Source organism: Microcoleus sp. AT8-A3 (assembly GCF_036705675.1).
Taxonomy (GTDB): Bacteria; Cyanobacteriota; Cyanobacteriia; order Cyanobacteriales; family Microcoleaceae; genus Microcoleus.
On record NZ_JAUBVD010000017.1, the window covers coordinates 4,340 to 24,583 of the forward strand.

A 20,244-nucleotide genomic window follows, 5' to 3' on the forward strand; every position below is an offset into this window, starting at 1 on the left:
TGCCTGTTGCCAGAAACCCCATCAATTGTGGAACAGGCATCTTGCCTGTTGCCAGAAACCCCATCAATTGTGGAACAGGCATCTTGCCTGTTGCCAGAAACCCCATCAATTGTGGAACAAACATCTTGCCTGTTTCCAACATTAATATCCGAGTTCAAATCCCACTCCGAATTCTGGAAAATCGGCAAATAATCTGTGAGTGTGAGATTTCCGGTTGTCAGAGTGCCAGTCTTATCAAAAACCACCGTATCTAATTGATGCACCCGTTCTAAAACATCACCACCGCGAATTAAAAGCCCGCGCTCCGCCCCGATGCCAGAACCGACTAAAATTGCAGTTGGGGTAGCCAATCCCAAAGCGCAAGGACAAGCAATAACTAAAACTGCGATCGCCAATTTCAAACTTAACAGCAAAGGCGATTGATAATGGATAATTGGCAATTCATTTCCCATATTCATTGCCCCGTGTCCCATAATATCCATTGCCCCGTGTCCTAAAAGCACAGAAGGCCAAATATGAGTGCCCGCAAAATACCAAAATAGGAAAGTTAAAACCGATATCCCCATCACCCCATACACAAAATATCCCGCGACAGTATCAGCTAAATTTTGAATCGGCGCTTTGCGAGTTTGGGCTGCCTGCACCAAAGCCACCATTTGAGCTACAGTTGTTTCCTTACCGGTGCGAGTTGCCCGCATCACAACTGCCCCGGATTTATTGATAGTTCCGGCGACAACTGTATCTCCTGGTTGCTTCAAAACCGGCATTGATTCGCCAGTCAGCATCGACTCATCTATGGTTGTTTTGCCTTCGCAGACTTCACCATCTACCGGTATTTTTTCCCCTGGCAAAACTTGCAGCCATTCTCCGACTCGGACGCGATCGGCTGGAATTTCAATGTATTGTGGATTGTAGACCTCTGATGTCGAGTTTAAAGGCAATTCTTCCGATCGCAAATCTAAACTCGAAAGTTTAAAATCAACTAAGCGGGCTTTTGCCGGTTGCAATGCCATTAAAGCTTGCAAAGCTGATGCAGCGCGCCGTCTGGCTTGCTGTTCGAGAGTTTTGCCCAACAAAATAAAGCCCAGCAGCATCACCGGTTCATCAAAAAAGCACTCCCATCCCATCCGTGGAAACAGCAGCGCCGCGTTGCTAGCGGTGTAAGCTGTAACAGCGCCTAAAGCTACCAAAGTATTCATGTTGGGTGCATTTCGCCACAAACTGCGGCACCCATCAACGATAATCGGGCGGCCCGGTAGCAGCAAAGCTAGGGTGGCGAGTCCCCAGTGAAACCAAATATTGCTGAGAATTGGGGCTTTTGTGCCGAGTACGTGACCTAAACCGGATAGAATAATTAGGATAAGGGCGATCGTCAATTGCTTGATTTGCTGTCTAATTTCTTGTCGCCGTCGTTCAATTGTTGCCGCTTCTGCTTCCCGCTGATTTTCACCACAACGAGACTGAGAGGGAAATCCATTATCAGTCAACTTTTTCGCTAAAGCTTCTGCATCGACAGCCCCCGGTTGACACTCAACCGTCGCGACTTCTACGGCCAAGTTAACGCAAGCGGAAATGACGCCTGAATACTGCATGAGTTGGCGTTCCACAGCTTTCGCGCAGCCGGCACATTTCATCCCGCCGACATCGAAAGTAACAAGTTCAGGCGGTGATTCGTTAACTGGTAGGATTTCTGGTTGAATTTCGGGGATTGTTTTGGGCAAAAATTGCATGGTTTTTTTTGGTATAGATTAGAATATTTGGGTAGTTCTGAAAGGGTTTAATGCAGTGTTGAGACAAATGTCTATATTTTTATCATAGATAAATTTGGTGGCATCTTCCCAAAGTGTTAGTTTTTTTTAATTCTTATTAGTTCCAGGCGGTTAAATCCTTATTCCGGCGGGGGTTTCAGCCACTAATGGAAGGCGGGTTTAATGCTAAAACACGCTTGGGACACTGCATTGCCGTTTCGTTATTTGATAAGCTGTTACGCATCTAAATTGTATTTTTGGGCGGGCGGGACGCTAGGGCCCCTACTCCCCACAAGAATTTGCTCGAATTTGATTGTCAAATGTAGATGCGCCTCAGCTTATAATGAGCCAATTGCCTAGTTAGTATCCAGCTTTTATTTGACGAATTTAGCTATGACAGAAACACCAAAATTTTATATTGTCAAACGTCCTGCGGGTAATTGCGAGATTTTGCCGTTGGCGGAACCCTCGCAGAGGATCGCGCAACTCGAAGAACAAAACCCCAGTATTATTGAAAAGTGGGGCCCTTACGATTCGCCCGAAGATGCCATCGCCCGCCGCATCGGTTTAATTCGCGCCGGCAAATGCCAACCAACCTAATTTTAGATTTTAGATTTTAGATTTTAGATTGAAGATTGAAGATTGAAGATAAGAAGGACTAAATTCCTCACTACAAAGCTGGTTCGTAGTGAGGACTTTAGTCCTTCTTTACTGAAGTTTTTGTGACTAAAAACTACTTGGATTTAGCCGGTGCCGCACTCGGTTTTGCTTGCGCCGCATTCGGCTTAGCTGGCGCAGCATTCGGTTTCGCCTCCGCCTTATTGTTCCCTGTTTTACCAGTAACTTGCTTTGTCAAAACTTCCATAGCTTTCGCATATTGCGGATCGGCAGTCGTAGCAATTTTATCGCGATCGCGCCTCAATTCCTGTTTTTGAGCCTCGGTGAGTTCTACCTTAAAATCCGGTTCAATCCCGGCCTTGTTGATATCAGTGCCGTTGGGAGTAAAATACTTGGCAATTGTCACCGCCAAACCGGCACCATTTCCCACGCCGCGTACTGACTGAACTAAACCTTTACCAAAGGTCTTTGTTCCCACCAAAACCGCGCGTTTGTTGTCTTGCAAAGCACCGGATAGAATCTCGCTAGCACTTGCTGAACCGCCGTCTACCAGTATAACTAACGGTTTGTCTGTGATCGCTCCCTTATTTGCCGTTTGTTTATCAGCCTCACCGACTCGATCGACCGTCGAGACGATCGTACCTTCTTTGAGCCACATCCGAGCAATTTCAATACTTCCGTACAGCAACCCGCCGGGATTGGAACGCAAGTCTAAAATATAGCCCGTCACCTTTTTCTGTTCCAAATCCTTAATTGCCGATCGCATTTCCGATGCAGCATTCGCACTGAACTGATTTAAGCGAATATAGCCGACTTCTCCGATGGGAGTTTTCTGCACCGACTTCCGCACTGGATGAATTTCAATTTTAGCGCGTTTCAGTTTAAAGTCTAATTCCTTGTTTCCCCGCAAAATAGTCAGCGTCACCTCAGTATTCACCTGACCGCGAATCAAACTTACTGCTTGATTCGTATCCATGCCTTCTGTGCTCTTGCCGTCAATCTTAGTAATGATATCTTTTGCCAGAATACCAGCACTAAAAGCAGGGGTATCTTCGATCGGCGAAATCACCACCAACTTCTTAGTTTCCTCATCTTGAGTCAACTGAATCCCAACTCCTGTCAGTTCCCCAGAAGTTTCAACCTGCATATTTCTGAACTCTTGAGGGTCCATAAACCGCGTATAAGGATCATCCAGCTTCTTCAACATTTCCCGAATTGCTTTGTAAGCTTCGTCGTCGCTGGTATAAGTCCGGTTCAAATAATCATTTCGCACCGCTTTCCAGTCAACCTGGTTAAAAGTGCCATCAACATAACTTTTGTCAATAATCTGCCAAACTTCATCAACCAACTCTTTAGGGCTTCCCCGAAAAGAAGCCAGAGATTTAGAACTGCAACCAGTGTTCGCAAGAGTTACAGCAGTGAGTACCACCGCTGCTGCACTTAGAACAAGCCCTCGTTTTGTTATAACCATTTGTCTGACGCGCGGGACGAAAAGAGTTCAGAATAATTACGCTCAATCTAACACAGGCAAGGCCCGCTCGCGTTTGGCGTACATATATTTTCCACTTTGCCGACTTCTATTCAGGGCGGGCTCGCGTGCCCACCCCCCAAGAACACTCACTCTTTGTGGAACAGGCCCTGCAGCTTCTGATAAAGGTGCTCTTCAGTCGGTTTAAACCGACTTCAGCTATGAGACAGGGGTTTCAACCCCTGTCGGACTGTCGGACTGTCGGACTGTCGGACTGTCGGACTGTCGGACTGTCGAACTGTCGGACTGTCGGACTGTCGGACTGTCGGACTGTCGAACTCTAGCAACAGAGAAAGAATCGGCTAAGGATCGACCCAGCGATCGTCCGATTTAATCAAATCAATCAATTCTGCCACGCCTCGGTCTTCTGGGACTTTCTTAATTTCTTCCCGACCCCGGTACAGCGAAATATAACCCGGTTGCTTCCCGACGTAGCCGTAATCCGCATCAGCCATTTCTCCCGGGCCATTGACAATACAGCCCATTACTGCTATATCCAAACCCGTGAGATGCTTCGTCGCCTCTCTCACTTGGTGTAACACTTCCTCTAAATTAAACAAAGTGCGACCGCAGGAAGGACAAGCGACATACTCAACCATCGTTTTCCGCAGTCCCAAGGCTTGCAGAATGCTGTAGCAGACGGGAATCTCCTTTTCTGGGGCCTCTGTCAGCGAGACGCGGATGGTGTCGCCGATACCGTCAGTTAGCAGCGGTGCCAGGCCTGCGGTGGATTTGATGCGGCCGTATTCGCCGTCTCCTGCTTCCGTGACGCCCAAATGCAGCGGGTAATCCATGCCGAGTTCGTCCATCCGGTGCACCATCAAGCGGTAAGCAGCAACCATCACCGGCGCGCGGGAGGCTTTCAGGGAAATTACGATATTTCGGAAGTCGAGGGATTCGCAAATTTTGATGAATTCCAGGGCCGATTCTACCATCCCTTCGGGCGTGTCGCCGTAAGTAAACAGCATCCGTTCGGCGAGGGAACCGTGATTAACGCCGATTCGCAAAGCTTTGCCTTGGTCGCGCAGGGAAATCACCAGAGGTTCCAGGGTTTCGCGGATTTTTTCGCCAATTTCCGCAAATTCGGCGTCGGTGTATTCGGTTCTGTCGGCTTTCGGCTTCTCGAACACGTAGAGTCCGGGATTAATTCTCACTTTGTCTACGTGTTTCGCCACTTCGAGGGCAATTTTCATGCCGTTGTGGTGGACATCGGCGACGAGGGGCACGGGTTGGTAGGTGGCGTGCAGTTTTTGCTTGATTTCGGCTAAAGCTTTGGCGTGGGCCATGCTGGGCACGGTGACGCGGACGATTTCGCAGCCAATCTCGTGCAAGCGCCGAATTCCGGCGACTGAACCGTCGATGTCGAGGGTGTCTTCGTTAATCATCGACTGTACGACGACGGGGTAGCCGCCGCCGATGGTGACGCTACCGACTTTGACGGGTCGGGTTTTGCGGCGTTTGATGGTGGTGTCGAAGGTTGGTTCGGTGGTGGGGGTTTTAGTGGGGTTCGGCAGAGTTTGCATAACTGGTTGCTAGAGTTTTGTTACTAAGGTCTATAAAAATGTGTCTGCTGTTTTTCAGGTTGCCATAGAAAGGGTCTGTTTGGACAAACAGGTTTTACGATTTATGATTCTTAATGAGATTGCTGCGAATTTGTCGATCGAATTATGTCGCAAAAGGGCGATCGAACTAAAAGCCAACCATCACCGGGAAGGCGAACTGAAGTTGGGCTGGTGGAACTAAACTACAGTAAAAAATACAGTTAAAATACAGGCTAGGCCGAGATAAAAATTAATATTGGTTGGCGGTGAGGAGAATGGTTTGGACACCGGGGCAGGGGTTAAATGGCGATCGGTATATCATTGAAGGCAAGTTAGGTGAGGGCGGCTTTGGGGTCACGTACCTAGCGCAGAAGGCGCAAAACAGGCAGCGGGTTGTCATCAAAACGCTGAAAGATGAATTATTGAGAGATCCAAATTTTGCCCGGTATCGGGACAGATTCCGGGATGAGGCGGTAAAGCTATCTGTGTGCAGGCATCCCAATATTGTGCAAATAGACAACTATTTCGATCATGGTAATTTGCCTTGCATTGCGATGGAATATGTGGCAGGAGAAGATTTGTGGAAATGGGTGGAAAGGCGCGGTATTTTGTCAGAAACTGAAGCTTTAAACTACATCTGCCAAGCAGGAGAAGCCGTAATAGTAGTTCACGAAAAAGGTTTACTCCATAGGGATATCAAGCCACAAAACATTATGGTGCGTGACAATCAAGATGCAGTTTTGATTGATTTTGGTTTAGCGCGGGGTTTTATTCCAGATCGCACTCAACAAATGACTTTTGGGTTAACACATGGTTTTGCGCCTCCCGAACAGTACGGGGAAATGGGCAGATTTGCTGAGTACACAGATGTTTATGCTCTGGCGGCAACGCTATACTATCTGCTAACGAAAACACCACCAACTGCTGCATTTATGAGGGCTTTAAATCATCCTTTAAAGCCGCCGTTTCAGATTAATCCTAATATTAGCGATGCGGTGCATCAGGCAATTATGAAAGGGATGGAAATGGATGCGACAAAGCGCCCTCAGTCGGTGGAAAAATGGTTGGCTATGCTTCCACAAGCCACCATTGGCAATTGGGGACAAAGAGGGGGTGTTTCACCAACGATTCCTAGCCCGCAGCCACCGCCACCAATTCTACAATGGATAGGAACCCTTTGGCGCCCCAAACAAAATATTCCTAGCCCGCAGCCACAGCCACAACGTATAAATTTGATTTCAGCAAAAGGAGTCAATTATCGCAACCTCGATCGGCTGTTGGCTAGCGGAAAATGGCAAGAGGCGGATGGGGAAACGGCAATAAAAATGCTGGAAGTAGCGGGGAGAGCGGGGGATGGCTGGCTGAGGGCTGAAGATATCGATCGATTCCCCTGTGAAGACTTACGAACTATTGACCAACTTTGGGTAAAATACAGTAACGGACGTTTCGGCTTTTCGGTGCAGAAACGCATCTATCAAAGTCTGGGAGGAAGCAGAGAATACGATCGGGAAATTTGGGACGCTTTTGGCGATCGAATAGGTTGGCGTGTGAATAACAAATGGTTGTACTACAACGAATTAAAATTCAACACCAAAGCACATAGGGGGCACCTCCCAGTGGGGGCGAGATTGGGTGGGTTGGGAGTGTGTGGGGGGGGTGTGTGTGGAGGAGGGAATCTCTCTTCTCTCGCGTCGAGACTTGTAGAGTGTAACATCTAAGGGTTACAGAGTTTCGTGAAGATTATAATAACCAAAGCTTGAACCACGAAACCTCGCCTCTTCTACGTTTCCGATACCTGGCACTGGGAGTCCTCGCTTTCTTTTGGCTTTCGCGTAGTTTCTTGTAGTATCTGCCCCGCCACTTGCGGGTTATAACAGTTAGCAAAAACAAATTTTTCAGCCACCGCTAAAATTTCTGGATTTTCTGCATCCCACTCTCCCTCCCGGCAAACTTATCTTTCAACGAATGAATCTCAACGATATCAGAGAAGCAATATTAGAAAATAGGGTGCGAATTACAGACCATGCTGATGAAGAAGCAGAGGATGATAATCTCTCATTTGATGAAATCTACTTTTCCGTCCTTTATGGTGAAATCATAGAAAATTATCCCAAAGAAAAACCCTATCCCCGATACTTAATCTATGGTGAAAGCTTTAGAGGCGATCCTATTCACAGTGTTTGGTCTTATGTCCCTAGTAATAAACTAGCCATCCTAATCACAGTTTATCGTCCAGATGCAAATCGATGGATTAATTGGATACAAAGGAGAGATTAACAATGCTATCTGTAGAAAAATGCCCAATTTGCGGCGGTGAAATAGTTATCAAAGAAGTCGATAAACTTTTACGGGGCGGCAAGCATACTGCTATCTTAAAAGTATCCGCTGAAGTTTGCCTAAGCTGTGGAGAACGGTTGTACTCTGTGGAAACAGTTAGGAAATTTGCCAAAATTAGACAGCAATTGCAGCGAGAAGAGACTCAAGAATTTCAAGCGATGGGGCAATCTTTTCGAGTTAGATAAGTTATACAATAAAAAGAATGAAAAACCTAACTCAATTAACCCAGCTTGAATTAGTGCTGCTGGAATTAGTAGCTAAAGGTCAAGGAAAGTGGAGTTGGTACGAACTCGCGAATGCACTTTCCCGTCGAGATGTACCGCGAGAACCTGACATGATGGTTGTCTTAAAAAAACTGGCTGCTGATGGCTTGGTTCAGCGATATGTAGAAACAGGTTCGCCTCGTGATAGATGGGAATTGACAACTGAGGGGACGATTTTGTTGACAGAGGCAACTGCTTCTGAACCGACTACTTTATGCAAATATGTTGAAGTTTAACTTAGAAACACAATTTGTAGTTTGCATTAACAATCAAGACTATCAAGCATCCTTGGAAGTGCGAAAAATCTATCGAATAATACCGGATAATCGCGCTGCGGAACATCAATTTATCCGAGTTATTGACGAATCCGGCGAAGATTATTTGTATCCAGTCGCATATTTCGTACCCATCGCATTGCCGAAAGCCGTAGAAGCAGTATTTGCATAGACAAAGGTTGTGTAGGGGCGGGTTCACCAACATCTATGTTTATAAACAGCAATCTCAATAAACCCGCCCCGCCCAATATTGTGTTACAATAAATAAACCTGAGTGTTAACATCGCAAATGTATGACCGCCAAAATACACATCAGCAAATTAGGTAATTCCTTGGCTTTGCCAATACCAGACTACATAGTAAAGTTTCTCAACCTTAAAGCCGAAGATTCAGTAATTTGCAGCATAGAAAATGGGAAACTGGTCATAGAGCCTGTAAATAATAAAATATCAAAGTATACCCTAGATGAATTATTGGCAGGCGAAATAGAATCTAGCGAAGAAGTCTCTTGGGGAAAACCAGAAGGAGAGGAAGTTTGGTAAACTATATCCCCGAACGAGGTCATTTTATTCGCCTCAATTTTGATCCTCAAGCAGGACACGAACAAATGGGGACTAGGCCTGCACTGGTGGTGAGTCAAACTAAATTTAACCGAAAAATGGGGTTTGTGTTCGTCTGTCCCATTAGCAACACACAACGCAAAAATCCGTTTTATGTTCCCATTCCCGAAGGTGAACCGATAACAGGTGTAATTATGACGGATCAACTCCGTTCTTTAGATTATCGCGCAAGGCAAGCAAGTTTTCTTAGTGAATGTCGCTCAGATATAATTGAGGAAGTTTTGAGGCGAATTCAACCTATTTTGTTTGAGAATATGACTGTTGATGAATAGTTAATCAAATTATAAACTAGATTTGTAGTTGGCATTAAGCATCAAGAGTATCCAGAAATCTCTCTCGCGGATGATGCGATCGCCCCTCCTCCCCAGCAAAACTAAAAAATGTACTGGCAAATCCCTTCACCGACCCAGGCTCAGCAGTTAAATAATCTGAGGTTTTCCATTGGACGATCGCACAAACGCACCAACCACCGCTGTTAACAACCGCCGACCTCTAATTATCGCAGGAATTCTCCTCGGTATCGGTCAATCCGGCTTTTTTGACGGCATTGTGCTGCACCAACTCCTCCAGTGGCACCATATGTTTAGCAGCGTTAAAACCGATGCTACCGTTGCCGGTTTAGAATTAAATACCCTCGGAGATGGATTGTTTCACGCTGCGGATTGGTTGGTAACAGTGGCGGGAATCTGCTGTTTGTGGAGTGCTGTGAAGCGCAAAGATGTTCCTTTGTCAACTCAAACTTTTTTTGGTTCAATATTAATTGGTGCTGGATTGTTTGACTTTGTTGAAGGCATTGTTGACCATCAAATTTTGGGAATCCACCACGTCAAACCCGGTATCAACGAGTTAGCTTGGGATTTAGGATTTCTCGGTCTCGGTCTTATTTTAGCGCTGTTAGGTTGGATGCTGGTACAGAGGGAAGTTCCCGCAGATACTAAAGTTTAAATGAATGCAGAGATTGGGAATTATACCAACTCCACGTTAAAAATCCCTCAGTCTCTGTTTAACTCCTCAGTTCATCCCGCCGAATCCAACCACGCAATCAAATCCTCTTGACTCCTAAAATCCAACAAAGCCTCTCCCAAATCCTCTAACTGTTCCCCAGATAACCCCTGGATGCGAGTTTGAACTTCCTGTGTAATATCACCCACCCGCCGCACGATCTGACGCATAATTAATCCTATCTCCCCCTCAATTTTACCCCTTTCGATTCCTTGTTCTATCCCCTGTTCAATTCCCTGTTCGATTCCCTGTTGTATTCCCTGTTCAATCCCCTGTTGTATACCAATTTCTATCCCTTTCATCACAGACCCGATTTGGTCTTGGATAAACATTTCTCGCTTGTCTACATCATTCAATTCGTCTAGTGTCAAATTTGCTCGGTTGGCAATTCCCAGCGCGGTATTAATCTCTTCAATAGACCCCAATGTCTCTGGTACTGCTTCCAAAGAGGGCGCGTTTTTCATAAAGTAGAGCCATTTTTCCGGCAGAGTTTCGAGTTCATTCAATTCTTTTTTGAATTTCGGTAACTCTACAAACACTAACTTTAACTCGCAGTTGGGATAGACGAATTTTTCTTCGGTTTCTGTGAATTCAAAGTTAGAGATTAGTTTTTCGGTGTTTTCAAATAAGATAAAGTCGGTAATGGTTAAAGCAATGACCGGATTGAATTTTAAATAACCTTCTCCAGCTTTTAGTTGAGTAGAATAGGTTTTGGCTGCATTGTAGACTACCCGTTTTTCAAAGGCGGCGACGTTGAGTACCTGCATTTCCACAATCACGGTTTTGTTGCCGGTAATCTTGGCTTTGACATCCAGGTAAGTGTCTTTCAATCCTGTAACGCTGCCGGCTGAATAAGGGTCAATGATTTCTATTTCTTGGATTGTTGGTTCTCCGTTATACAGCATTGCATTTAGGAAGCTGATTAAAATTTCTGGATGTTCGGAAGAAGCGAATATTTTTTTGAATGCAAAGTCTGTTTTGGGGCTGATGAAACGCATATATTTTAGAGGATTTTTTTTACCGCAGAGGGCGCAGAGGACGCAGAGGAGGAGAAAAGAGAGGAAGATGGATATTGGCTAATATTGGAAGGGTTGGGTTTTGTTGTCTCAACCCAACCTGTTATCTGAATGCTTTTATCAGCCTGTGGCTTCAGTAGTAGTTGCAGGTGACATAACTAGCTTTCCAGTTATATCCATTGTTGCTAGCTTCAGCACTTCATTAAAAGCTAAACCCCGAATTTTGAGTTCCCACCGAATGCCTTTTGCTTTCATTCGCTTGGCTTTCCGCATATCGACATCAGCAGCTTTTTGATTCAATAGCAAATGTTTCATTGCTGCTGTAGCTTCTACTTTTGTGGGAAATGCAATATAAGTGAGAAATCCGCCGTCCCAATGATTGGCGTTGCGGACGCTGCTGATAGTCGCAACTCTCGGACTAAAGCGGTTCCAGTAAAAGTCGCTGTAGCCGATCGACTGTGTATTAACTTGGAGTTTGTTTGCCATTTGACTTAACTCCTATAACCTTGTGTGTGGGGTTGGCAGTACCAATTTGCTGCTGTTACTATTATAGCAAATTATTGAGAGATTGGTAACTGTTGGCTGTTGGCTGTTGGCTGATGCCTAAAACCTCAATTCATATTCAGCGGTGACGCGGTTGTCTCCTTGAAAATTACTGGAACTTCTGAGTAAAAGTTTATCGCTCAATCGATAGCGCACAGTAAATTCTGTCGGTTGATTTGCTGACAAAACTCGAATGATTGATGCTGAAATATTGCGCGTGATGTCAAACCCAACTTCTAAACCTAAACCGAGAGAACCCGCACCTGAACTGGAACTAGCACTTTGTGCTTCGTTGCCTCTAATTCGAGTGGGAAATAAGCGAAATTCGCTCAATCCTGTGGCGTTGGTAATCGCAGATTGAAGGTTGTTCAATAAACCCGCACCGGCTAAATTTGCGATCGCCAGTGTACTGTCTCCCTGTCCCAAGGTCTGCACGAAACTGCCTCCCAATAGCGCTACAATTTCTATTTCCGATCGACTCGGAGAACTCCTTAACTCAAGATTTTCCCCCAACTGAGAAGCCCTTCCCTGCACTAACGCTTGAACTCGGACACTCCGCACATTGCCGAAAGTTGTCGGTTCGTCTGCTATTTCAGAGGCTACAGATGTGCCGGGAATGCGGAACCGCGTTACTTCCTGCACCGAAGTTGCTAATCTCACATCCAGCGTCGGATCGAGTCCTTGTGTTGGTACAAAGGTCGCAGTCTGCGGGTATCCTCGATCGAGTCTAAATTGCGTTGTAAACAAATTTACCGACCCGGAAGTCAACCGAATCGTACCCTCCGGGCGAAGGTCATCTAAAGTTCCATTCACCGTCAAACCCCCAGTCGCCTGAAAACTCAATATCGGCGCACTTGTTACCCGAATTCCCCGGCCCAAATTCAGCCGCAAATCGTTTAATCCAACTTCAAAGGAAGGGGAAGGGGAAGGGGAAGTCGCAGCAGAAGGGGAATCAGAAACCTCAGTCGCAGGAGAAGCAGAAGATGTCGAATCAGAATCCGAATCGGAAGCAGAAGAGGAAGAAGCTAACTGAGTTGTGCCGCCGCCGGGACTCCGAAGAAATACTTCACCGTCGTACAGTTCAATATTACCGCTCAACTGCGGACGCCTAGCCGTGCCCCTTGCCTGCACTTGACCAACAACGCCGCCGCTGTACAATCCTCTGAGGTTCACTGCCAACTTGTCGAGATTCACAGCCAGGGGATTATCCGCATCGACATCGCCCTCAGCAAAGGGCACAGACAGCGGAATCACGCCAGCGGCGACCACTTCTCCCTGACTCAACTGTCCCCGAATTCCTTCTACCCGAATACGATCGCCCTCAAAGCGCACCGTCCCAGTCAGCCCTGTCAGCGGTTCTGGGAAGGCTTGCGCGCGGACGGTTGCATTTTCAAAATTTGCAATTCCTTGCGCTACAGGGTCTTCCAGCGTCCCTCCCACGCGAATTTGCACCTGTCCCTTGCCGCTGACCCACGCAACTTGCGGAGTCAATACATTAATAATTGCCAAACCTTCATTTTGCAAATTCGCCCTCAAATCGATTTGATTGCTGTCAGCCTTCACGGCTGCAAACGGCAACTCAAAAGGCAAACTTCCCTGCACTTCAATCGGTTCGGTTTGAGTTACCAAAGCGCTGCCACCAAAATTCAGGCGGGCATTGCTGTAACTGAAACTGCCGTCGGCTTGTTTAATCGGTTCTCCGTTTAGCGTACCCTCAACCAAACTCAATTCTCCGGTGGCTTGCGGGTTTTCCAAACTGCCAGCCAAATTCGCCCGCAAATTCAAATTTCCCGTGACATCCACAAAAGGCAATTCCACCAGTTTTGCTAACTCTTCGACGGGCACATTTTCTACGCGCAACTGCCCGGATTGAGCTTTTTGCCCGAGTTGTCCCGAAAAGCCGATCGCACTTTTGCCCGATCGAATTTCCAGAGGCAAAACAGTTAAGATTCCGTCCTGAAAACTACCTTCAAGGCTGAACGTTTCAGCGACATATTCTCCCCACTGCCAGTTATCACCTTTCACATTAAATTGAGCTTGCACACCAGTTTGCAAAGAACCGGCGACAGCAATTTCCGCCCCAAAAGTGCCTTGCAATTGGGATAAGGGAGGCAATTTTTCTGATGCTTCCACTGCTTGTTGCTGCTGCAAAAGTATTTCAATTTCTGCCAAACGGCGCAACTGTTCGATTAGCGGGGATTCTGGTTCTCCCACTGCCACAGTTTGCACGTCGCCACTGTCACCGTAAACCGGAGGTTTTAAGCCTCTAGCTAAGTCGCCTAAATTGAAATATTGCAAAGCGGTTAAAACCTGCTGCAAATTGCCTTGCTGGACGTTAACTTTTCCGGCAAATTGCGGGTTTGCGCCTGTTTGAACATTGCCGGAAATTAAGTATTGACCGCTGCCTTGGCGGAATATGCCGTTTGTGAGAGTGGCGCTGCCTCCTTCGTAGCTGAATTCGGCTTGGAAACTGTCACCTTTAATGTAGCCGATCGCCGGTTGGGCGATCGCAATTTGTCCATTTGCTTGCAAAGTCGCCGGATTTAACGGCATCTTCCAACCGGGCACATTTACTTGTCCCGAAACCGTACCAGTTATCGGCCCCAAACCCGCCTCTTTCCCCGGTGATAGATTCAAAGCAGCGAGGGGAAAATCGCTTAAATTAACTCGCAAAGTTTCTCCCTCGGTTTGGCCCCTAGCCACAGATTCCCCGCGTTGAATTAAGAAAGATGTCGGCAGAAAAGATTCATTTAAAGCTACTTCAATTTTGTCGCTGACGCCGGCCAAACGCAAATCTACACTTTTCCCAGCATCCGCATTCACAGTCCCCGCCAGTACCGGATCAAAAGCGATTTGATTTACTGCTAAATTTCGCACTTCCACGTCGCCAACTAAGCTGAGGGCTGCCAGAGTTCCGGTGAGGCTGCCGGTAAAATCTACATTGCCGCGCAGGGGAAGATTATTCTCTGAAGGATTTTTGAGACCAATTGGTCTCAAAAATGCTAGTTGTTCTGCCGGCAAGGCTTCCAGATTAAAGTTGGCGAGTCTGACATCCAAATCTAAGTTGGAAATTGAGGGCCCTCCTTTACCTTCGAGTTCGACGTTAACAAAGCCGTTTGCTGTTAAACCGGGAGTTGTGGCGTTCTCTATTTCCACCCGTTGGCCGTCCCAATTAAATACTGCCTCAAAAGGTTGGTTCAAAAACGGCAATTCCGAGATGCGGAAACTGCCGCCAGCGCGAACATTTTGTAGGGGCGGTGCCCCCGTGCCCGCCCCAATCGGCCCGGATAAATTGATATTGCCGTTAAACAGTCCTGCAAGCTGGGGGAGATTTTGGGCACCGGAGACTACACCTCCGGTTTGCAAGCTTTGTCGCTGCGACTCAAAGGCTTGCTGGAAGCGACTTAGAGCAATTTGCTCGCCCTCGATTGACGCGCGCCAATTCCCCGACGCGGCGCTGCCTTTAGCATTGACAATTCCTCCGCCGTTGGCGAGTCGAATTTGTCCGTCGCCGTTGGCGGTGATGCCGTTGGCGGTTAGATTATCTACTGTTCCCAAAATGCGGACTTGGCCGTCGAGGGTTCCGTCAATTTCTGGCGGTAAATCCGCTGTCAGCAAACCTGTTTGTTTGAGGGTTTGTTCTAAATTACTGACGGCAATTCCGTTGGTTTCCAGCAATGCTTGCAAGTTGCCGTTTTCTAATTTTGCCGTAGTATCGATCGCCCCGAGTCGATCGACCACAATCACTCCTTCTCCACTAGCACTAATTCCCTTCGCTGTCAAGTTATCCAAACTACCCGCTGCTTGGAATTCGCCGTTAACTCTGCCGTCAATCGATTTTAGATTTTGGATTTTGGATTTTAGATTGTTGATGTTGGCAGTTTGCTGACTTCCGGGATTAAATGCTGAAGCTACATCTAAAATAGGTATTCCCAAATCTAGTGCTAAGCGGCTGAGAATAACTCGATCGGCATCGGCGAAAGCTTGCCAGCGTCTGTCTTCTAATTTACCTCTAAAAGCAAGAGTACCGTCGGCAATATTGAGTTGGCCGCTGCTGTTGACAGAAATATCGGCGGCGGTTGAATTATCAAGATTGCCGCTGGCTTGAATTTGATTCGATATTTGTCCGTCAATCGATTTTAGATTTTGGATTTTGGATTTTAGATTGTTGAGGTTGGCGACTGTTTGGGGATTGTCAGCAGTGAAAGCTAAGCCAACATCTAACAGCGGCAATCCTAAATCTACCAAGCGGCTGATGGAAGTGCGATCGGTTTCTGCTGTTCCCTGCCAATTTCCCTCTGCCAATTCTCCTTTAAAATTAACATCACTGTCGGCAAGATTGAGTCTACCGCTGCCGCTGGCATTGATGCTGCTAGCAGTCAAATTGTCAAGAGTTCCCGATGCTGTAAATTGACTCGATAGCAGTCCGTCAATCGATTTTAGATTTTGGATTTTGGATTTTAGATTGTTGAGATTGGCCGATTGCTGATTTTCGGGATTGAATGCTGAAGCCACATCTAAAATCGGCAATCCTAAATCTACCAAGCGGCTGATGGAAGTGCGATCTGTTTCTGCTGTTGCTTGCCAGTTTCCCGCTACCAATTCTCCGTTTAAATTGACATTGCTGTCGGCAAAATTGAGTCTACCGTTGGCATTAACATTGATTCCGCCGGCAGTCAAATTGTCAACATTGCCCGCGATTTGAAATTCACCTGCTAGCTGCCCGCCTAACGATTTTAGATTTTCGACTTTGGATTTTAGATTGTCTAGATTTGCGGTCGTTTCCCGTGCTAAAAACGGCAAGCCAATATCAATTAATTGATTGACAGCAACTTTTTCAGTGTTGCCAAAAACTTGCCACCTTCCCGATTCTAGTTCGGCATCAACATCAACAATACTGTCAGCAATATTCAACCTTCCTTTGCCCATCGCAGCGATCGCATTTAAACTCAAATCGTCCAGAGTTCCCGCAGCTTCGGCGGTTCCGCTGAACAAACCAACCCGTTCAGGAGGCAAATTAAGGTCTGGCAGGACTTGCTGCAAACTGTTGATATCCACGCCATTGCCCTCGATCAAAGCTTGCCATTGACGGTCTTTTAGCGCAGCATCCACATTAACAGAAGCGTCGCCAATTTTCACAACCGTATTTTGCAAATCCGCCGAATTTCCTCCGGCTCGAATGGAGCCCGCTGCGGGGAAAGTCCCTTGCGGTGCTTGCCATTGAACTCTAGCTTGAATGTTATCTAACGGGCCGAAAATTTGAGCTTTTGCGGAGACATTACCAATTGTAACAGTAGCAGGAATCGGGAGAGCGTAAATTTGGGCGAGATTATCTGCCGGCACGTTTTCAGCTTGGAAGTCAAACACTAAACCCGATCGCGAATTCTCACTTCCCAACCTGATATCGACTTCACCTTTCCCGCCAATTTTACCACCCGCCGCCGGCACTACCAACATATCGCTCAAAGTCAAAGCTAAAGAGGAAAACGGGGGAATAGAAGATTGAGAATTGGGAGTTGGGGTTTGAGCCATTCTCCCGCGTTCCAATTTGAAATTAGTGCTAATATTGTTTAATTGCAGTCGATCGACTGTAGCGGGTTTGGTCGAGGCGATCGTACCTGTCAGCACCGGCATTGCAACTGTTCCAGTCAGCTTGGCATCCGCCTTCACTTCCCCCGCCACAGCCACGGGTAATACTACTTTCTTCCCTAACTCTGTTTCCACCGCACTGACAACACTTGCCAAAGCGACTGGTTGCACGTTCGTTGTCAGATTGAAGCTAGCTTGTTGGAGATTAAAATTAGTTCCAGTGGCAACTGTTCCTGCTATTCTCAGCGGAATTAAACCGTAATTAGCCACCAGATTATCGACTATCAAATTAGTTTCCTGAAACCGCAACTGACCGCTGCTATTTTGTATAATTTGTTTTAAGGGAGAAATACTCGCTTGCACTCCTCCAAAACTAGCCGTTCCGGTAATTCCCGATACTTTATTGTCTCGCAATTGCACGGTCAAATTGCCGTTAGCCAGACCTTTTTGTAAATAAATACCGGGAAATTTCAGCAAGCGATCGAGGTCGGGCAAAGGCAAATTTTGACCTTGCAACTGTAGGTTAGTTTGAGCAGCAGGTAACAGAGAATCTGCTTTTACTATAAAATTATCGCTATTAGTAAACTGACCGTTTAGTTCGTAGAGAATGCGCTGATTTTGGTCGCGAAATAGAGCACTGCCATTTTTCAAGCTTACAGAAATCGGAGCCGAAGTTTTCTGTCCAACTGCGGGACTCGGCACCAAAACTGCGGCGGCATTTTCAGCTCGAATTGCCTCAAGTTCAGTTTTAAATAAACCCGGAGATTTCCGCTCGGCAGTGGGAAGATTAACCCAGCGGCCTGTAGCATCCTGTTCGATATAAGCGTTGGGTTTAACTAAAGTAATATCTAATTTGAGAGTGCGGTTGAACAGCAGCGGCCAAATTGAAAATTGCACTTCCACTGCTTCTGTAGAAGCGTAATCGGGATCTGTAGGAGTTGCAGGTAAAGTCGATCGGCCAAACCGCAAACTTGTCGGAGAAAATCTCTCCAAACGTCCGAGTTGCACAGGCCGCTTCAGCAACTGACTGACTTCAGTTTCCACCAAAGGAGCTAACTTTTCCCGCACCCACGCCTGTGCTACTGCAACCCCAACCAAGCCGAGAATGGTCAATCCCGTACCGCTAAGCAGCAGCAGACGCCACCAGCGGCGGTGGGGACGGGGTGCGAGTTGATTTTTGTTATCGTCGGAGTTAGTCATGGGTGTTTCTCAGAAATCAGAGAATTCAGGAATTAAGGGAATCAGCCGATTTTAGACAGGTATAATTTCTGCGATCCGCCTGGGTGGCTTCTGCCTTTGGTAGACTCACAAGTGAGGTAGGAAGTGCCGTAGGGGCGTTAGCGTTGCCCGCCCCTACGGGGGCTACGCCAACGCACAGGATCGAATTTCAAGATTCACGCCCCCCACTGCGGGGCAGAGTCCAAGAACCTTTACCAAACTTAATCAAAACACGCAACAAGACCTAATACCAAGTCCTCCAACTCCCCTAAATCCTCTCGATCCCCGCGCGTGCAAGATCGGGGGTCAAATCTAAAATCTAAAATCTAAAATCTAAAATCTAAAATCTAAAATCGCCCGATCGCTCCTAAGATAAAAAAACGGTGGTTAAGAAGGTCTTTAAAACTTATGCGAGTGTTCGTCTTACTCTTCAATGCCCGCACCGAGAACGAGGGAATTCATACCATTCAACTCGGCGATCGCAATAAAGTTCTGATGTTTGAGTCAGAAGACGACGCCACCCGCTTTGGCGTGATGTTGGAAGCTCAGGATTTCCCCGAGCCCACTGTCGAGGCGATCGACGATGAGGAAATTAAGGAGTTCTGTAACAGTGTTGATTATGATTGGGAACTGATACCGGCGGGGGCGCTGGAGATTCCGCCAGAAAACAATGTAACACAGACTCAGTGGCAGCCGGAGTCCGAACCCGATTCCGATCCGGATTCTGAGGTTTCCCAAAACGAACTGGATTCTATTCGCCGCCGACTCGAAGGACTTTTGTAATAGCCATTAGTCATTAGTCAGCAGTTATTGGTAATGGGTAATGGGTAATTGCCTCTCTGTCGGAAGTAGATTTAGCCGATCGCCCGCAAGCGCAAATTTCGAGCTTTTGAGTCACGACTTCACCAAGCTAACCAGCGGGCCGGCAATGCGTACCCTATTGTGTACACCTAATGACTGTTGACTGTTGACTAATGACCAATGACTAATGACCAATGACTAATGACTAATAAAAAAACATGAAGAATTTGGAAGAACGGGGCCATCTGCTGACTGAACAGGTGAATACCAACAGCGAGAATTTAGACCAACTCAGTTCGATCGAATTAGTGGACTTGTTCAACCGGGAAGACGCCCAAACCTTAAGCGCGATCGCCCGTGCCCGCGAAGAGTTAGCCCGAGCGATCGACATTGCAGCCGAGTCTCTGCGTCTAGGAGGCCGCCTGTTTTACGTCGGTGCGGGTACTTCCGGGCGTTTGGGGGTGCTGGATGCGGCCGAGTGTCCCCCCACCTTCTGCACGCCGCCAGAACTCGTACAGGGCATAATTGCCGGGGGTGCGGGGGCTTTGGTGCGGAGTTCGGAGGATTTGGAGGATCGGGCTGAGGATGGGGCTGAGGCGATCGCCCACCGTCACATTACCAACTTAGATGTAGTTGTCGGGATTACGGCTGGGGGTACGACGCCGTTTGTCGCGGGCGCTTTGCAGGCGGCACGCCAGCGGGGGGCGAAAACTGTGTTTATGGCCTGCGTACCCGTCGAACAAGTGAATTTTGAGGCTGATGTTGATATTCGGTTGTTGGTTGGCCCGGAGGTAGTGGCTGGTTCGACGCGCTTGAAAGCCGGTACAGTCACAAAAATGGCTTTAAATATCATTTCCACTGGGGTAATGGTGAAGCTGGGCAAGGTTTACGGCAATCGGATGGTTGATGTGGCGGTTACTAATAAGAAATTGCGCGATCGGGCTGTGCGGATGTTGCAAGATTTGACTGATTTGAACCGGGATGAAGCGGGTTTTTTGCTCGAAAAAAGTGGCAAGTCTGTTAAGTTAGCTTTGATGATGCACTGGACTAATTTGGAGAAGGAAGAGTGCGATCGCATTTTGGGAGAATTTCAAGGGAATTTGCGATCGGCAGTAGCATCGATTGGTCATTAGTCAGCAGTCAGC

Annotated in this window: 18 protein-coding genes; 12 read left to right on the forward strand and 6 right to left on the reverse strand. The window is 47.1% G+C overall.

What is annotated here, in order from left to right:
- Positions 1-1,730: cation-translocating P-type ATPase (locus QUB51_RS12515; RefSeq protein ID WP_333261536.1), on the reverse strand; the 1,730-nt coding region annotated here is incomplete at its 3' end.
- A 411-nt stretch (positions 1,731-2,141) separates the two neighbouring features.
- Between QUB51_RS12515 and QUB51_RS12520 the strand changes: the two genes are divergently transcribed.
- On the forward strand, positions 2,142-2,348 hold the full coding sequence (locus QUB51_RS12520) for a DDE transposase family protein (RefSeq protein ID WP_333053135.1): 207 nt from the start codon (positions 2,142-2,144) through the stop codon (positions 2,346-2,348).
- Positions 2,349-2,481: 133 nt separating this feature from the next.
- On the opposite strand, the gene ctpC is transcribed toward QUB51_RS12520, so the two are convergent.
- The gene (gene ctpC / locus QUB51_RS12525; protein WP_333053137.1) at positions 2,482-3,837 is read right to left on the reverse strand and encodes a carboxyl-terminal processing protease CtpC; all 1,356 of its coding nucleotides are present in this window, start codon (positions 3,835-3,837) and stop codon (positions 2,482-2,484) included.
- Between the two features lie 218 nt (positions 3,838-4,055).
- On the opposite strand from ctpC, the gene QUB51_RS12530 reads away from it, so the two are divergent.
- A complete protein-coding gene (locus QUB51_RS12530; RefSeq protein ID WP_333210473.1) occupies positions 4,056-4,178 on the forward strand; it encodes a hypothetical protein in 123 nt (40 codons plus the stop codon).
- Positions 4,179-4,196: 18 nt separating this feature from the next.
- Here the strand turns inward: QUB51_RS12530 and ispG are convergent, their stop codons facing one another.
- Entirely contained in the window at positions 4,197-5,417 is a 1,221-nt protein-coding gene (gene ispG, locus QUB51_RS12535; RefSeq protein ID WP_333233090.1) for a (E)-4-hydroxy-3-methylbut-2-enyl-diphosphate synthase, read from the reverse strand.
- Between the two features lie 293 nt (positions 5,418-5,710).
- Here ispG and QUB51_RS12540 point away from each other — a divergent pair, with 293 nt between their 5' ends.
- From QUB51_RS12540 to QUB51_RS12575, 8 genes are all read left to right on the forward strand, one after another.
- The gene (locus tag QUB51_RS12540) at positions 5,711-7,153 is read left to right on the forward strand and encodes a serine/threonine-protein kinase (RefSeq protein ID WP_333233092.1); all 1,443 of its coding nucleotides are present in this window, start codon (positions 5,711-5,713) and stop codon (positions 7,151-7,153) included.
- A gap of 247 nt (positions 7,154-7,400) precedes the next feature.
- A complete protein-coding gene (locus tag QUB51_RS12545) occupies positions 7,401-7,712 on the forward strand; it encodes a DUF4258 domain-containing protein (RefSeq protein WP_333233094.1) in 312 nt (103 codons plus the stop codon).
- A 2-nt stretch (positions 7,713-7,714) separates the two neighbouring features.
- A complete protein-coding gene (locus QUB51_RS12550) occupies positions 7,715-7,957 on the forward strand; it encodes a YgiT-type zinc finger protein (RefSeq protein ID WP_333233096.1) in 243 nt (80 codons plus the stop codon).
- Between the two features lie 17 nt (positions 7,958-7,974).
- Entirely contained in the window at positions 7,975-8,271 is a 297-nt protein-coding gene (locus QUB51_RS12555; protein ID WP_333233098.1) for a hypothetical protein, read from the forward strand.
- On the forward strand, positions 8,258-8,482 hold the full coding sequence (locus QUB51_RS12560) for a hypothetical protein (protein WP_333233100.1): 225 nt from the start codon (positions 8,258-8,260) through the stop codon (positions 8,480-8,482). Before QUB51_RS12555 ends, QUB51_RS12560 begins: the two co-directional genes overlap by 14 nt.
- Before the next feature lie 121 nt (positions 8,483-8,603).
- Positions 8,604-8,852, forward strand: a complete 249-nt coding sequence (locus tag QUB51_RS12565; protein WP_015174616.1) for an AbrB/MazE/SpoVT family DNA-binding domain-containing protein — start codon at positions 8,604-8,606, stop codon at positions 8,850-8,852.
- Positions 8,846-9,202, forward strand: coding sequence for a type II toxin-antitoxin system PemK/MazF family toxin (locus QUB51_RS12570; protein ID WP_333233102.1), 357 nt, complete (start codon positions 8,846-8,848; stop codon positions 9,200-9,202). Before QUB51_RS12565 ends, QUB51_RS12570 begins: the two co-directional genes overlap by 7 nt.
- Positions 9,203-9,371: 169 nt before the next feature.
- Positions 9,372-9,875, forward strand: coding sequence for a DUF2243 domain-containing protein (locus QUB51_RS12575; RefSeq protein WP_333233104.1), 504 nt, complete (start codon positions 9,372-9,374; stop codon positions 9,873-9,875).
- Positions 9,876-9,946: 71 nt separating this feature from the next.
- Here the strand turns inward: QUB51_RS12575 and QUB51_RS12580 are convergent, their stop codons facing one another.
- From QUB51_RS12580 to QUB51_RS12590, 3 genes are all read right to left on the reverse strand, one after another.
- Entirely contained in the window at positions 9,947-10,930 is a 984-nt protein-coding gene (locus tag QUB51_RS12580) for an Rpn family recombination-promoting nuclease/putative transposase (RefSeq protein WP_333261540.1), read from the reverse strand.
- Between the two features lie 138 nt (positions 10,931-11,068).
- Positions 11,069-11,434 carry a hypothetical protein gene (locus QUB51_RS12585; RefSeq protein WP_333261543.1) on the reverse strand — a complete coding sequence of 122 codons (366 nt, stop codon included), beginning with the start codon at positions 11,432-11,434 and terminating at the stop codon, positions 11,069-11,071.
- A gap of 117 nt (positions 11,435-11,551) precedes the next feature.
- A complete protein-coding gene (locus QUB51_RS12590) occupies positions 11,552-18,280 on the reverse strand; it encodes a translocation/assembly module TamB domain-containing protein (RefSeq protein ID WP_333261546.1) in 6,729 nt (2,242 codons plus the stop codon).
- Positions 18,281-18,706: 426 nt separating this feature from the next.
- On the opposite strand from QUB51_RS12590, the gene QUB51_RS12595 reads away from it, so the two are divergent.
- Both QUB51_RS12595 and murQ read left to right on the forward strand, forming a co-directional pair.
- Positions 18,707-19,081 carry a DUF3110 domain-containing protein gene (locus tag QUB51_RS12595; protein ID WP_333056206.1) on the forward strand — a complete coding sequence of 125 codons (375 nt, stop codon included), beginning with the start codon at positions 18,707-18,709 and terminating at the stop codon, positions 19,079-19,081.
- A gap of 236 nt (positions 19,082-19,317) precedes the next feature.
- Positions 19,318-20,232: an N-acetylmuramic acid 6-phosphate etherase gene (gene murQ / locus QUB51_RS12600; RefSeq protein ID WP_333233111.1), complete on the forward strand. Its 915-nt coding sequence runs from the start codon at positions 19,318-19,320 to the stop codon at positions 20,230-20,232.
- Positions 20,233-20,244 lie beyond the last annotated feature (12 nt).